This is a genomic window from Thermotoga sp. 2812B, assembly GCF_000789335.1.
In the GTDB taxonomy this organism is placed as follows: Bacteria; Thermotogota; Thermotogae; order Thermotogales; family Thermotogaceae; genus Thermotoga; species Thermotoga maritima.
The window spans coordinates 1,432,698-1,447,425 of record NZ_CP003408.1 but is presented as its reverse complement, the minus strand read 5'-3'; the positions used below and the strand labels follow the sequence as shown (position 1 = coordinate 1,447,425).

Here is a 14,728-nt window from a genome sequence, read left to right as displayed (position 1 = left end):
CATCTTTTTATTATATCACACAGGCAGAAAGATTATTTCAACCTTACAAAAATCAAAACTTATTCATAACAACCGCACATGTGTTATAATCAATTAGGAAAACATAAGAGGAGGGAACGAAATGCTCAGAATTGTCGATCTGCACGCGAAGCTGAGAGACGAAGACAAGGAAATATTGAAGGGTGTGAATCTGGAGATAGAAAAGGGAGAAGTCCACGTTCTCATGGGCCCAAACGGTAGCGGAAAATCGACCCTCGCGAACGTCATCATGGGAAATCCCAGATACATTGTGACGGAAGGAGACATCGTTTTTGAAGGAAATTCCATAAAGGATCTGCCCCCAAATGAGAGAGCAAAACTTGGTATAATGATGACTTTTCAGAATCCATACGAAGTTGAGGGAGTGAAGCTTTCTCAGTTTCTCATCACAGCTCATCGGAGGATTCATGGAGAGGATAAAAACTACCTGGAGTTGAGGAAAGAACTCGAGGAAACCGCTGAAAAACTCGGTTTAGACAAGGATTTCCTAGAAAGGTACCTGAACGTCGGATTTTCCGGTGGAGAAAAGAAAAGGTCTGAGATCCTTCAGAGTCTCTTCCTTCGACCAAAACTACTTATCCTCGATGAGATAGACTCGGGTCTCGATGTCGATGCGCTGAGATTGATCGCAAATCTGATAGCCAGACTGAACGAAGAGGGAGTGACACTTCTCATCATCACGCACTACAAAAGACTCCTCGATCACTTGAAGAGAATAGATAAGGTTCACGTTTACGTAGATGGACGTATAGTCACAAGCGGCGGTCCGGAACTGGCAGACGAAATAGAAGAGAAGGGATACTCCCTGGAGGGTGTGAGATGATGGAAAGACTGATAATTGACGATTCACGATTCAATTTCGTGCCAAAAGTGAAAACCGCCTACAAAGCACCTCCCGGTCTTGACGAAAAGCTGATAGTGGAAATATCCCGCGCAAAAGATGAGCCAGAGTGGATGTTAAAGCACAGGCTAGAATCACTGAAAGTGTTCAACGAGTGGCACAATCCCAGATTCGGAGTGGACATATCCGGCCTCGACCTCGGAAAGATAGTCTCCTACATAAAACCCGACGCGAAGAAGGGCACTTCCTGGGACGAAGTTCCAGAAGAGGTAAAGGAGGCTTTCGATAAACTTGGAATACCGGAAGCGGAAAGAAAGTACCTCGCGGGTGTGGGAGCTCAGCTCGACTCGGAGATCGTCTATCAGAACATGAAGAAAGAGCTTGAAAAGATGGGCGTTATCTTCCTCGATATGGAAAGCGCTGTGAGGGAGTACCCCGATCTTGTGAAGAAATACTTCATGAAACTCGTCCCCATCACCGATCACAAGTTCGCTGCTCTTCATGGAGCCATATGGAGCGGTGGAACCTTCTTGTACGTCCCGGCGGGTGTGAAAATTCCCATGCCGCTTCAGGCGTATTTTCTGATGAGCAATCCCGGTATGGGGCAGTTCGAGCACACCATCATAGTTGCTGAAGAAGGCAGTGAAGTTACCTTCATAGAGGGTTGTTCTGCTCCAAGGTACAACATCATCAACCTTCACGCTGGAATGGTCGAAATATACGTCAAAAAAGGCGCAAAGGTCAAGTACCTCACTATTCAGAACTGGAGCAAGAACACGTACAACCTCAACACAAAGAGATCGATAGTCGACGAAGAAGGGTCGATGACCTGGGTCTCGGGCTCACTGGGAAGTCAGAAGACAATGCTGTACCCAATGACCATACTCAAGGGAAAAGGAGCAAGGGCAGAGAGCATGTCCATCACTTACGCGGGGCCGGGACAGCACATGGACACCGGTTCCAAGGTTGTTCACCTCGCTCCATACACAAGTTCGATCGTCAGCGCAAAGAGCATTTCTCTCGGTGGAGGTTGGGCTTTCTACAGGGGCCTTTTGAAAATCACAAGGGAAGCCGTGAAGAGCAAGGCCTCCGTTGAGTGCGCGGCTTTGATGCTCGACAATCGATCGAAGAGTGATACCGTTCCGATCATAGAAGTGGAAACAGACAAGGCAGACGTCGGGCACGAAGCGAGGATTGGAAGAATAGGAGAAGACCAGATTTTCTACCTCATGAGCAGGGGGCTCTCTGAACAGGAAGCGAAGGCGATGATAGTAAAGGGATTCGTTGAACCCGTGGTGAAAGAGCTTCCATTCGAATACGCTGTTGAGCTGAACAAGTTACTCGAACTGGAAATAGAGAAGAGCATAGGGTGAGGTGTTCATTATGGAAAAGACTCTGGTGATAGAACATGACGGTGAAAAAGCGGTTGTTTGGGAAACTCCTCAGATTTTTTCCGAAAACGATTACGACTACGAAGTGCTTGAAAAGGCCCTGGAGAACACCGGTGGCCCTCTGAAAGAGTGGAGAAAGAAGAAGTACCAGGAGTACAAAGAATGGGGATTTCCGAGATGGAAAAGATGTAATCTCGATGGCATGTCTCTTCCAGAATTGTCTTTCAAGCGGATAGACCTCGATGTTGATATTTCGCTCCTTGAAAAGCTGGACTTTGAAGGTGCTCACAGGAAATTCGTTCTTCTTGGAGATACGTTCTTTACGGACTTCAGAGTATACGACGATGGAAGACACGTAATGAGATTCAACGGAGACGGGATCGAAAACGTACTCGTGGTCGTCGAAAAAGAGGCGGAGATCTACAAGCTCTCCAGCACGGATCGATTCAGAAATACGGTGATGAGGATCCTGGTGAAAAAGAACGCATCGCTGAAGTTCTTCAATCTGGACTTTTTTGGGAATTTTTCTTTCGACAACGTGTTCATCGTTCTCGAAGAAGGTGCAAGACTCGTGTTGAGGGATTTCAAAGCGTTCGGCCACAGAAAAACCGGGCATATCCTTGTGAAATTGAACAAATCGAGCAAAGCCGATATGAAATCGTTCTTCTACCAGAATGAATCAGGAATAACCGATTTGCTCTACCTCATGAGATTTGAGGGAGAAGACGCCGAAGGAAAGTTGAAGGGAAACGGTGTAGTGGATGGCGCTGGAAAGATCGTTTTCCGTGGAATCCTGGATGTGAAAAGAGGTTCTAAGAACATCGTCGCAGAAGAAACAGAACACACACTCATTCTCTCACCAAACGCCCGAATGGATGCCATTCCAAGTCTCTGGGTGGACGAGAACGATGTCACCGCTTCACACTCTGCGAGTTCTTCCTCTCTCGATGAAGACGAACTCTTCTATCTGATGACCAGAGGCGTTGACGAGATAGAAGCCAAGAAATTGATCGTGCGTGGGGTGTTCAACGAGCTGCTCGACGAACTAGACGAGTCGGTGAAGGGAGAGGTAGAAAATGTTGTCAACAGGATTGTATGAGGACTTTCCCACCCTGAAGATGAAGATTAACGGAAAAAGGATCGTTTATCTGGACAGCGCAGCCACTACACTGAAGCCAAAACAGGTCGTGAAAAAGCTGGAAGAATTCTACTACAACAGCTACGCGAACGTTCACAGAGCGGTTCACACTCTCGCTGTGCGTGCCACCACCGAACTCGAGGAGACCAGGGAGGAATTTGCAGAGTTCCTGGGTGTTTCTCCGCAGGAGATAATCTTCACCTCGGGCACCACCATGGCCATAAATCTCGTTGTGGTGTCCCTTCTGAGGAGTGGCATACTGAAAGAGGACGATCTGGTTCTGGTTTCCCTTCTGGAACACCACGCGAACTTTGTACCCTGGCTCAGACTTTCGAAATTCCATGGGTACAGGATCGACTTCATCAGACCCTCGGGAAGATTCGGAACACTCGAGATGGATGACTTGTTGAAACACAGAGACAAAAACCCGAAAGTTGTTGCCATAACAGGCCTTTCCAACGTGACCGGCCAGAGAATACCCGTTGAAGAGCTGAGAAACGTCTTTCCTAATTCCATCATTCTCCTGGACGGTGCTCAACTGATCCCTCATGAACCGGTGAAACCGAAGGAGATAGGAGTAGATTTTCTTGCCTTTTCACTTCACAAGATGCTCGGTCCCACCGGTGTGGGTGTGCTTTACGGAAAGAGAGAGCTGATGGAACAGATGGAACCGTTTCTCTACGGCGGAGAGATGATCGACAGAGTGTCCCTCGAAGACGTCACATTCAACGAATTACCTTACAAGTTCGAAGCGGGAACTCCAAACATAGCGGATATAGTCGCATCCAGGGAAGCCCTGAGGTATCTGAAGGAAACAGGTTTCAATGCGGTCCATGAAAAGATAGAACAGCTCACCCAGATGGCCTTGAAAGAGATGATGAAAATCGGCGGAGTGGAAATCTACGGCCCACTCGACGAAAGACAGCACGGGATAGTCTCGTTCAATATAAAGGGAATACACCCGCACGACGTGGCTCACATTCTCGATCAGGAGTTTGGAATAGCCGTGAGGAGTGGGCACCACTGCGCACAGCCTCTGATGAGCATTTTGAAAGAACAGTCGCAAATTGACTTTCCAAACTCCACCTGCAGAGCCAGTTTTTACATCTACAACACGGAAGAAGATGTTAAAATTCTCGTTGAAGGTGTGAAAAAAGTAAAGGAGTGGTTTTCAAGATGATGTACTCGGAAGCCATACTGGACTACGCAAATTCCAAAAGATTCAGAGGAAAACTGAACGATGCCACCGTTATCGAAGAGGGAAAGAACATCTCTTGTGGCGACGAAATCACGCTCTACTTGAAGGTGGAAGACGGTGTTGTGAAAGACGCCAAGTTCGAGGGAATGGGATGTGTCATCAGTCAGGCTTCGGCTTCTCTGATGCTGGAGAGGATCGTCGGAGAAAGAGTAGAAGAAATATTCTCCCTCATCGAAGAGGCAGAAAAAATGAGTCGGGGCGAAAACTTCGATGAGGGAAAGTTGAAGAACGTAACACTCATGTCAGACATAAAGAACTACCCCGCGAGGGTGAAGTGTTTCATTCTTGCCTGGAAAACCCTGAAAGAGGCGCTCAAAAAGATTTCACGGCCTTGAGAAAATCTATGAGGTATCCCTTCAGATACGAAGATACTTTCCCTATGAGTTCAAGGGTGTAACGTTTCAAAAGAACGAGGTCTCCTCTCTGATCCGCCTCTCTGAATTCTTCAACAGAGATAACGGTGAAGCTTTCCAGATCACCCGTTCTTTCTTTCAGTTTTTCTCCAAAGACCTTCTTTATCTCTCTGTGGACCTTTGGAAAGTACGATAAAGCGAGTTTTCTCACTTCCTGAACGAGGTGCCACTCGGACTTCAAAAATACAGGTGTAGCTTCTTCGATCGTCTTTATCGTTTCTTCATCTCCGGAGTAGATGAGATACGCTAAATAATCATCGTACACGTAATGGGCGTTCATCAACATCTTCATGATGGATCTGTCGAAGAGTGCCTGAAAGATTTCCCCCATCTCACCCGGAGTGTTGTGATAGGGCTGCGATAGATCTTCGATGTAGTGGAGAGCCCTGGCGAGGAACCTGTATCCCCAATATCTGTCTCCCTTTCTAAAGGCTTCTTTTGCCATATCGTGGAAGTAGTAAAAACTCTTGTCCGCTTCGAAGAACTCGAGGCCAAGGATTCGATACTTCATGTGACGCACACCCTGACTGTTTCCTATGAGGAACTGATACGGTGACAGATCGAGGCCCTGGTCCATTCCCCAATCCGGCTCCGAAGAGTACACGGTCAGGATCTGCCAGACAGGAACCTTTCCGTCTTCAGGAGAGGGATTTGGAGGTAAAATCGCTCCTTCCCAGGCAGATATCGTGTCTTGACCACACACGTCTTCAAGAACGAGTTTTGAGAGATTGTAAACTCTGTTTTCCTGGTAGTTGTACGGTGTGATGGTGACCATCTCATCTGGTACAATATCTTTCACGATGTAGTAGGTCAAACCTTCGTGACCGCTCCAGGAGAAAACAAGGGCGGAAACGACTATCAGAAAGACGATTGAAAGTTTTCTCAACCCGATCACCTCCAATCAAAGTCTAACACAAAGAGGTGCATAGAAGTATGAAACTCTATCTCATAAGACACGGCGAAACCATCTGGAACGAAAAGGGTCTGTGGCAGGGAATCACGGATGTTCCTCTCAACGAAAAAGGAAGAGAACAGGCAAAAAAGCTGGCAAACAGCCTGGAAAGAGTCGATGCCATTTACTCGAGTCCCCTCAAAAGAAGCCTCGAGACAGCAGAAGAGATTGCCAGGCGCTTTGAAAAAGAAATCATCGTCGAAGAAGATCTGAGAGAATGTGAAATATCACTCTGGAACGGTCTCACAGTGGAAGAGGCTATCAGGGAGTATCCTGTGGAGTTCAAGAAGTGGTCATCGGATCCAAATTTTGGAATGGAAGGTTTAGAATCCATGAGAAATGTACAGAATCGCGTAGTGAAGGCGATCATGAAGATCGTCTCACAGGAGAAGTTGAACGGTTCAGAGAACGTGGTCATCGTATCACACTCTCTGTCTTTGAGAGCTTTCATCTGCTGGGTCCTCGGGCTTCCTCTTTACCTTCACAGAAATTTCAAGCTGGACAACGCGTCCCTCAGTGTGGTGGAAATAGAGAGCAAACCGAGGCTTGTTTTGTTGAACGATACGTGTCACCTTAAGGAATCTTGAACACCCCCACATATGTGGTATTATATTCTATGTGGATGGCGGCGTAGCCAAGCGGTCAAAGGCGGGGGTCTGCAAAATCCCTATTCGTGGGTTCGAATCCCACCGCCGCCTCCAGAGAGCCAGGCTACACGGCCTGGCTTTTTATATTGGAAGAAGGGAGGTATTGATGATGAAAAAGGTGTTTCTTGTCCTGCTGGTAGTCCTGGCGATCCCGATCTTCGCGAAGGCCACCCTCTACATCTACAACTGGGCCGATTACATTCCTGAAGACGTGATCAGAGCATTCGAAGAGAAGTACGATTGCCGTGTGGTGTATGACACCTACGCTTCAAACGAAGAAATGTACGCCAAGTTCAAAGCCGGTGGTGGAAAAGGCTACGATCTGATATTCCCTTCCGGTGACTATGTCTCGATAATGAAAAAAGAAGGAATGCTCCAGAAACTCGATCTTTCTAAGATACCGAACTTCAAATATCTCGATAAAGACATCCTCGCGAAGACCACTTACGATCCCAACCATGAGTACAGCGTTCCTTACATGATGGGGTCTACTGTCGTCATCGTGAACAAAAAATACGTGAAAGAGTACGAGAAATCCTGGTCCATCTTCGATAGAGAAGACCTCAGGGGAAGAATGACTCTCCTCGACGACATGAGAGAAGTCCTCGGCGCTGCTTTGAAGTATCTCGGATACTCCGTTAACACGAAGAACCCGAAAGAACTGGAAGAAGCGAAACAGGTTGTTCTCAGATGGAAGAAGAACATAGCCAAATTCGACGCCTCCTCGTACGCCGATGGTATCGTTTCTGGTGAGTACTGGGTGGTGCACGGATACGCGGAAGACGTCTATCAGAGGATACCCGAAGGAGAGGAAAAATACTTCGACTTCTTCATACCAAAAGAAGGCGGTACGTTGTGGATCGACAACATGGTGATCCCCAAAGGGGCAAAGAACGTGGATCTCGCCTACAAGTTCATCAACTTCATTCTCGAGCCAGAAAACGCAGCGAAGATAGCGGATTATCTCGGTCTTCCCTCACCGAACGTAGAAGCCAGAAAGTACATGCAGACAGAACCCATTTACACCATAGAAGATCTCAAAAACTGTGAATTCATTGAAGACGTGGGAGAAGCCCTCGAACTTTACAACAAAATATGGCTCGAGATCATCATGTGACGGAGTGAGAGAAATTGATCGGAGGAGAAGTTTCAATAAAGAACGTCAGCAAATTTTTCGATGATTTCCAGGTTTTGAAGAACGTTTCCCTGGATATAAAGAAAGGAGAGTTTTTCTCCATACTCGGCCCATCGGGTTGTGGAAAAACAACGCTTCTTCGTGTGATAGCGGGCTTCGAGGGTGTGGAAAGTGGAGATGTTCTCCTGGATGGAAAGTCGATACTGAATTTGCCTCCGAACAAAAGGCCCGTGAACATCATATTTCAGAACTACGCTCTGTTCCCTCATCTCACAGTTTTTGAAAACATCGCGTTCCCCTTGAAACTCAAAAAACTATCCGAGAACGAAATAAATCAGAGAGTGAACGAACTGCTTTCGCTCATAAGAATGGAAGAACACGCTCAGAAAATGCCTTCCCAACTGTCTGGTGGTCAGAAGCAGAGAGTGGCGATAGCGAGGGCCCTCGCCAACGAGCCGAGGGTCCTCCTTCTCGATGAACCGCTGAGCGCTCTCGACGCAAAACTGAGACAGGAACTCCTTGTCGAGCTCGACAACCTTCATGACAGAGTCGGTATCACCTTCATTTACGTAACACACGATCAGGCTGAAGCAATCAGTGTTTCAGACAGAGTCGCCCTCATGAACGAAGGAGAAATCGTTCAGGTTGGAACTCCCTACGAGGTGTATGAGAGCCCGGTCAACGTCTTTGCAGCGACTTTCATCGGAGAAACGAACCTCATGAAAGCCGAGGTTGTTGAAGTGGAAGATGAATATTACGTCGTAGAAAGTCCGGGAATCGGCCAGTTCAGGTGTTACAGAGACAAGGAAGCAAAGAAGGGTGATAGATTGCTCATCACCCTTAGACCCGAAAAGATCAGAATCTCAAGGAAACAGTTTCGTTCCGAGGAAACCTTCAATGTATTTCACGGAGTTGTGGATGAGGAAATATACATGGGGCACCAGACGAAGTACTTCGTTCGACTCGACGAAGGCTACATAATGAAAGTTTACAAGCAACATGCAAGGTACATACTCGATGAGCCGATCATAAAATGGGAAGATGAAGTGTTCATCACATGGAATCCAGATGACAGCTTCATTGTAGAGGTGCTTGAAGAATGAAGTACGTGTACTTTCTGTGGTTGCTCTTTCTTTTCATTCTTCCCATCTCAATAGTTTTTGTTTATAGCTTTCTGGAGCCACAGATATATGGTGGGGTCAAGTGGAGCTTTTCCCTCGAAGCGTATAGCTATCTTCCCAGGTACCTGGCGCTCATCTGGAGATCCGTCTGGATCGCTGGCGTTGCGACGCTCATTACCCTCGTCGTGGCGGTTCCCGTTGCCTTCTACATAGCTAGAAGTAAGCTGAAAAACTTTCTTTTGCTTTTGACGGTTGTACCCTTCTGGACCAACTCTCTCATCAGAATTTACGCCTGGAAGATAGTTCTTGGCAACAACGGACTCGTAAACCAGTTTCTCGGTTTGTTTGGCATTGACCCCGTTCAGTTTCTCTACAACTCTTTCGCCGTCATACTGGTGATAGTCTATACCTACCTTCCTTTCGCTATACTTCCTCTTTACGCTGCCATGGAAAAGGTGGAAGACAGCATCCTTGAAGCATCCCTGGATCTTGGAGCCAGCAGGATGTACACGTTCATCAGAGTCCTTCTTCCCAACGTCAGAGCGGGTCTTCTCACAGCCTTCGTTTTCGTGTTCATTCCCGCCCTTGGATCCTACGCCATACCCGATCTTGTCGGTGGCGTGAACTCCAAGATGATAGGAAACGAGATCGTAAGGCAACTTCTGACCGTCAGAAACTGGCCCGTCGCGTCCGCGATGTCCAACATTCTAACCCTGATCGCTCTCCTGAGTATCATCTTTGTGATGAAAAGGGGAGAGAAACGTTGAAACCAGGAAGATTCATAAAAACCATCGTGATCCTGACAATGGTGTTCTTCTATTTGCCGCTTTTCATAGTGGTGTTGATGTCCTTCAATTCGGCGAAATCTCCTGTCTGGAGCGGCTTCACACTCAAATGGTACCTGGAGCTGTTCACCCGGGAATATTCGGTCTGGCATGCGTTCAGAAATTCGCTCATCGTGGCCATCGTCTCCAGCACGGTATCAACGGCGATTGGAACCTTAACAGCAATAGAACTCTTCTGGAAAAAGAGCAGGTTAGAAAACTCTATCTGGTTTCTCACGTATCTTCCATTCGTGGTACCCGACGTGATCATCGGTATATCCCTGCTTTTACTTTTCTCGATGTTCAAGGTTCAGCTGGGACTCTTCACCATAACACTCGCGCACATAACGTTTTCGATTCCGTACACTATGATGATCGTTCACTCCAGACTTCAGGATTTCGACAAGAGCATCATAGAGGCAGCTTACGACCTTGGAAGTACGGACTTCCAGGTGTTTTACAGGGTGATCATCCCAAATCTCGTTCCCGGTATAGTTGCTGCCTTCCTTCTTGCCTTCACACTTTCCATAGACGATTTTGTGATCACCTTCTTCGTGGCTGGGCCAGGGTCGACCACCCTTCCGATTCAAATCTACTCCATGATAAGGTTCGGTATCTCACCTACAGTCAACGCCATTTCCACCTTCATGATCGCCGGGACTATCCTGATCGGTTTTGTGCTCAGAAGGTTCGTGAGGTACATCTTCTGATAGAATTGTGATAAGGGGAGGGATAAGATGATAGATATAAAGCTCATCAGACAAAATCCCGATTTCGTGAAGGAAGCCCTCAGAAAGCGAGGAGAGGATCCCGCTATAATCGATGAGATTTTGAAGATCGACGCCGACTGGCGCGCTACCATCACGAAAACCAACGAGCTGAGATCCAGAAGAAACGAAATTTCCAAAAATGTGGCAAGGTTGAAAAAAGAAGGGAAAAACGCAGAGGCAGAGGCACTCATCGAGGAAGGGAAAAGATTAGGAGAAGAGATAAAAGCGTTAGAAGAAAAAGAAAAGGAACTTCAGAAGAAGTTAAACGATCTTCTTTTGATGATTCCGAACATCCCGCATGAGAGTGTCCCCGTTGGAGAAGACGAATCTCAGAACGTTGAAGTGAGAAGGTGGGGAGAGCCGAGAGAATTCGACTTCACCCCGCTCGCTCACTGGGACCTCGGACCTGCGTGGGGGCTCATGGATTTCAGCAGAGCGTCCAAGCTCAGCGGTTCCAGATTCACCGTTATGTATGGAAAACTCGCAAGACTCGAGAGGGCTCTGATAAACTTCATGCTTGACGTTCATACAAAGGAACACGGTTACACGGAAGTGTGGGTTCCACACCTGGTGAAAAGAGAAACCATCACCATAACCGGACAGCTCCCCAAATTCGAAGAAGAGCTTTATCTTGCTGAGAGGGATGACCTGTTCCTCATTCCGACAGCTGAGGTTCCCCTCGCAGCGCTTCACAGTGGAGAGATCCTCGAAGAGAAAGAACTACCAAAGAAATACGTCTCTTACACTCCCTGTTACCGCAGAGAAGCGGGAAGTTACGGGAAAGACGTGAGGGGGATGATCAGACAGCATCAATTCGACAAGGTCGAGCTCGTCTGGGTGACTACACCGGAAAGATCCTTCGAAGATCTTGAAGAGCTTGTGAAAGACGCCGAAACCATTCTTAGAAAATTGGAGCTCCCTTACAGAGTCGTTTCGCTCTGTACGGGAGATCTCGGATTCACCTCCGCGAAAACCTACGATATAGAAGTGTGGCTTCCTTCCTACAACGCATACAAAGAGATATCTTCCTGCAGTAACGTGACGGACTTTCAGGCGAGAAGAGGAAACATGAGATACAGAAGGAGATCGGATGGAAAGCTCGAATACGTTCACACGTTGAACGGATCGGGTATCGCCGTTGGAAGGACACTCGTTGCGATACTGGAAAACTACCAGCAACCAGATGGCAGTGTGAGAGTGCCGGAGGTGCTCATTCCCTACACAGGGTTCGAGGTGATACCGTAGTGCCTCATCTTTTCTACGGAACGGCTCAAAACGGTGAGGTGATATTCGACGAAAGAGAAGCACACCACATGAGGGTCGTGCGTCTGAAAGAAGGAGATGTGATCGAAGCAACGGATGGGAACGGCTTTTCATACACGTGTATTCTCAAAAGCTTGAAGAAAAAAACGGCAACAGCCAAGATCGTAAAGGTGGAAGAGAAAGAAAAAGAACCCACTGAGAAATTGAGCGTTGTTGTTCCGATCGGCAGGTGGGAAAGAACACGTTTTCTCATAGAAAAGTGTGTTGAACTCGGGGTGGACGAAATCTTTTTCCACAAATTTGAAAGATCCCAGCACGAGATCAGCCTGGATAAGGCAAAAATCGTTGTTAGAGAGGCAGCCAAGCAGTGTAAGAGATATCTTTTTCCAAAGGTGAGTTTTCTGGAAAAACTGGAGTTCAGTGGAAACGTGATAACACTAGATCTGGATGCCTCTCAAAACCTGCTCGACGCGAACTTGGAAGGCTCGATAACGGTGGTGGTCGGTCCTGAGGGAGGGTTCTCTGAGAAAGAAAGAGAATTACTGAGATCTTCTACAACCATTGTGAGTCTTGGAAAAAAGATCCTCAGATTCGAAACAGCTGCAATATTGACCGTTGGATACATCGCTTTAAAAAAACAAAAAATCTGAACGGAGGTGTTCACACATGAAGAAAGGCGAAAAGATCCTCTCTTTTGTCAAACAGGAAAAAGAATTGATAGAAGACTACAGGAAAAGCCTTCATGATGTCAAAAGAAGTGACGAAGTGGGAGATGTTTTTATCGAGTTCGCTCTTAAGTTCCTTGAAAAGGTCCTGGAGGATTTCAAGCCTGAAGAATACACCGAAGATGTCGCTTTCGAACCAGAGAGAGAGAGCTACACCCTGAGCGAGCGTCTGAAAGAAAAGATAGGAGAGGACCTTCTCAAGAAGAGCGATCTTCCTGCTATTCTTCAAAGATTCTGTGAGATGGCAGCGCACAGGTGGAAACAGCTCAAAGCCGACGAGGAAAAGACAGATTTCTTCAAAAGACCCGGCCACGAGATTAGGAGAGATTGAATGAAGAGTGAAAGAATACTGGTCGTGAAAACGGAAGATTTTTTAAAAGAGTTCGGTGAATTCGAAGGATTCATGAGAGTAAACTTCGAGGACTTTCTGAACTTTCTGGACCAGTACGGATTTTTCCGGGAAAGAGACGAAGCGGAATACGATGAAACGACAAAACAGGTGATACCTTACGTAGTTATAATGGATGGCGACAGAGTCCTCATCACAAAAAGAACAACGAAACAGTCCGAGAAGAGGCTCCACAATCTTTACTCTCTCGGAATAGGCGGTCATGTGAGAGAAGAGGACGGAGCAACACCACGGGAAGCGTTTTTGAAAGGACTCGAACGCGAAGTGAATGAGGAAGTGGATGTCTCGCTAAGAGAACTGGAATTTCTCGGACTCATAAATTCGTCAACAACCGAAGTGAGCAGAGTACACCTCGGTGCTTTATTTCTCGGAAGGGGAAAATTTTTCTCTGTAAAAGAAAAAGATCTGTTCGAATGGGAACTCATAAAGCTCGAAGAACTGGAGAAGTTCTCAGGAGTGATGGAAGGTTGGTCGAAAATATCGGCAGCGGTTCTGCTGAACTTGTTTCGTACGCAAAACTGAATCTCTACCTGGATGTGCTTGGAAAAAGATCCGACGGATACCACGAAATAGTGGGATTGTTTCAGACGATTTCTCTTCACGACACACTAACTGTGGAAATCTGTGATAGAGGTTTCTATCTGGAAAGCAGCGTAGCTCTGCCCTCGGACAACACGATCAAAAGAGCCTGGGAGATGTTCAGGAAAAACACAGGAGAAGAATTCGGTCTCAAAGTCACGTTGAAAAAGAAGGTCCCAGTAGGCTCTGGCCTCGGTGGGGGAAGTTCTAACGCTGCAGCGGTTCTCAGATATCTTGGTGAAGTTTTCAAAATACCTCTTGAAGACCTTCTGAATATAGCAGCTCAGGTGGGAAGCGATGTACCCTTTTTTCTTTACGGAGGAACCGCTCTTGTGAGAGGAAGAGGAGAAATCGTGGAGAAACTCGAGGATATCGAAGGATACTCTGTTGATTTGTTCTTCCCGGGCATTCACTCTTCAACGAAAGAAATGTATCTGTCTCTCACACCAGAGATGTACAGAAAGGGACCCGGCAGGGTAGAGGAACTACACAGGGCTTACCTTGAAAGAGATTACGAAAAGATAAGGGAACTCTCTTACAACGTGTTTGAGAAGGTGTTCTTAGAGAAACACCCGGAGGTAATGGATGGACTGAGAAACTTTGGCGATGGTTCCATAGTGAAAATGATGACGGGAAGCGGAAGTGCCTTTTTCGCTCTATATCCTCTGGACAAGGGAAATTACTCGTTTGTGGGAGGTGTTTAAGTTGGATCTCAAACGCTTCATAAGAGATATACCGGATTTCCCGCAGAAAGGCATTGTATTTCGCGACATAACTCCTCTTTTGAGAAATCAGGAAGCCTTCAAAGAAGCGATCGACAGAATGTGTGAACTCGTTTCTGACAGGGAGTTCGATCTCGTGGTGGCTCCCGAAGCGAGGGGTTTCATCCTTGGAGCCGCTATGGCGTACAAACTGGGAAAGGGTTTCGTTCCGGTGAGAAAACCGGGAAAACTCCCGTATAAAACTGTGTACGAAGAGTATCAGCTGGAGTACGGCACTGAACAGCTCCATATACACGAGGATGCCATAGAGAAAGGCCAGAAAGTGCTCATAGTGGATGATGTACTCGCAACGGGGGGAACAGCGGAGGCACTCATAAGACTGGTTAAAAAACTCGGTGGGGAAGTGGTTTCTCTCGCTTTCCTCGTTGAGCTTTCATACTTGGAACCAAGAAAGAGACTGGAAGGTTACGATGTTAAAACTCTGATAGTCTACTGAGGGGT

General features: G+C 47.0%; 17 protein-coding genes and 1 tRNA gene. 17 read left to right on the top strand and 1 reads right to left on the bottom strand.

Annotation, left to right across the window (positions count from 1 at the left end; all coding sequences use genetic code 11):
* Nucleotides 1-121: 121 nt before the first annotated feature.
* From sufC to sufU, 5 genes are read left to right on the top strand one after another with little or no spacing between them, the layout of a single operon-like run.
* Entirely contained in the window at nucleotides 122-862 is a 741-nt protein-coding gene (gene sufC / locus T2812B_RS07470; protein WP_008195195.1) for a Fe-S cluster assembly ATPase SufC, read from the top strand.
* Nucleotides 859-2,253, top strand: coding sequence for a Fe-S cluster assembly protein SufB (gene sufB, locus T2812B_RS07465; protein WP_008195192.1), 1,395 nt, complete (start codon nucleotides 859-861; stop codon nucleotides 2,251-2,253). The genes sufC and sufB overlap by 4 nt, the downstream gene beginning before the upstream one ends.
* A gap of 10 nt (nucleotides 2,254-2,263) precedes the next feature.
* Nucleotides 2,264-3,370, top strand: a complete 1,107-nt coding sequence (locus T2812B_RS07460; RefSeq protein WP_008195190.1) for a SufD family Fe-S cluster assembly protein — start codon at nucleotides 2,264-2,266, stop codon at nucleotides 3,368-3,370.
* Nucleotides 3,348-4,589 carry a cysteine desulfurase gene (locus tag T2812B_RS07455; protein WP_008195188.1) on the top strand — a complete coding sequence of 414 codons (1,242 nt, stop codon included), beginning with the start codon at nucleotides 3,348-3,350 and terminating at the stop codon, nucleotides 4,587-4,589. Before T2812B_RS07460 ends, T2812B_RS07455 begins: the two co-directional genes overlap by 23 nt.
* Nucleotides 4,586-5,002, top strand: a complete 417-nt coding sequence (sufU, locus tag T2812B_RS07450) for a Fe-S cluster assembly sulfur transfer protein SufU (protein ID WP_008195186.1) — start codon at nucleotides 4,586-4,588, stop codon at nucleotides 5,000-5,002. The genes T2812B_RS07455 and sufU overlap by 4 nt, the downstream gene beginning before the upstream one ends.
* Here sufU and T2812B_RS07445 read toward each other — a convergent pair.
* Nucleotides 4,980-5,966 (bottom strand): hypothetical protein, encoded by a 987-nt coding sequence (locus tag T2812B_RS07445; RefSeq protein ID WP_008195184.1) that lies wholly within the window; start codon nucleotides 5,964-5,966, stop codon nucleotides 4,980-4,982. The genes sufU and T2812B_RS07445 overlap by 23 nt on opposite strands.
* A gap of 47 nt (nucleotides 5,967-6,013) precedes the next feature.
* Here T2812B_RS07445 and T2812B_RS07440 point away from each other — a divergent pair, with 47 nt between their 5' ends.
* The 12 genes from T2812B_RS07440 (at nucleotide 6,014) to apt (ending at nucleotide 14,723) form a co-directional block, all read left to right on the top strand.
* Entirely contained in the window at nucleotides 6,014-6,619 is a 606-nt protein-coding gene (locus T2812B_RS07440) for a histidine phosphatase family protein (protein WP_008195182.1), read from the top strand.
* 37 nt (nucleotides 6,620-6,656) lie between these two features.
* A tRNA-Cys gene (locus T2812B_RS07435) sits at nucleotides 6,657-6,733 on the top strand.
* A gap of 52 nt (nucleotides 6,734-6,785) precedes the next feature.
* Complete coding sequence (locus T2812B_RS07430; protein ID WP_004081573.1) at nucleotides 6,786-7,796, top strand: extracellular solute-binding protein; 1,011 nt, start codon at nucleotides 6,786-6,788, stop codon at nucleotides 7,794-7,796.
* 14 nt (nucleotides 7,797-7,810) lie between these two features.
* Nucleotides 7,811-8,917, top strand: coding sequence for an ABC transporter ATP-binding protein (locus tag T2812B_RS07425; RefSeq protein ID WP_004081574.1), 1,107 nt, complete (start codon nucleotides 7,811-7,813; stop codon nucleotides 8,915-8,917).
* A complete protein-coding gene (locus tag T2812B_RS07420; RefSeq protein ID WP_004081575.1) occupies nucleotides 8,914-9,702 on the top strand; it encodes an ABC transporter permease in 789 nt (262 codons plus the stop codon). The genes T2812B_RS07425 and T2812B_RS07420 overlap by 4 nt, the downstream gene beginning before the upstream one ends.
* Nucleotides 9,699-10,469 (top strand): ABC transporter permease, encoded by a 771-nt coding sequence (locus T2812B_RS07415; RefSeq protein ID WP_004081576.1) that lies wholly within the window; start codon nucleotides 9,699-9,701, stop codon nucleotides 10,467-10,469. Before T2812B_RS07420 ends, T2812B_RS07415 begins: the two co-directional genes overlap by 4 nt.
* A gap of 27 nt (nucleotides 10,470-10,496) precedes the next feature.
* Nucleotides 10,497-11,774 carry a serine--tRNA ligase gene (gene serS / locus T2812B_RS07410; protein WP_008195175.1) on the top strand — a complete coding sequence of 426 codons (1,278 nt, stop codon included), beginning with the start codon at nucleotides 10,497-10,499 and terminating at the stop codon, nucleotides 11,772-11,774.
* Complete coding sequence (locus T2812B_RS07405) at nucleotides 11,774-12,442, top strand: 16S rRNA (uracil(1498)-N(3))-methyltransferase (RefSeq protein WP_008195173.1); 669 nt, start codon at nucleotides 11,774-11,776, stop codon at nucleotides 12,440-12,442. The genes serS and T2812B_RS07405 overlap by 1 nt, the downstream gene beginning before the upstream one ends.
* A gap of 16 nt (nucleotides 12,443-12,458) precedes the next feature.
* Nucleotides 12,459-12,848: a hypothetical protein gene (locus tag T2812B_RS07400; protein ID WP_008195172.1), complete on the top strand. Its 390-nt coding sequence runs from the start codon at nucleotides 12,459-12,461 to the stop codon at nucleotides 12,846-12,848.
* On the top strand, nucleotides 12,849-13,448 hold the full coding sequence (locus T2812B_RS07395; protein WP_008195170.1) for an NUDIX domain-containing protein: 600 nt from the start codon (nucleotides 12,849-12,851) through the stop codon (nucleotides 13,446-13,448).
* On the top strand, nucleotides 13,394-14,209 hold the full coding sequence (gene ispE / locus T2812B_RS07390; RefSeq protein WP_008195168.1) for a 4-(cytidine 5'-diphospho)-2-C-methyl-D-erythritol kinase: 816 nt from the start codon (nucleotides 13,394-13,396) through the stop codon (nucleotides 14,207-14,209). Before T2812B_RS07395 ends, ispE begins: the two co-directional genes overlap by 55 nt.
* A 1-nt stretch (nucleotide 14,210) precedes the next feature.
* Nucleotides 14,211-14,723, top strand: coding sequence for an adenine phosphoribosyltransferase (apt, locus tag T2812B_RS07385; protein ID WP_008195166.1), 513 nt, complete (start codon nucleotides 14,211-14,213; stop codon nucleotides 14,721-14,723).
* Nucleotides 14,724-14,728 lie beyond the last annotated feature (5 nt).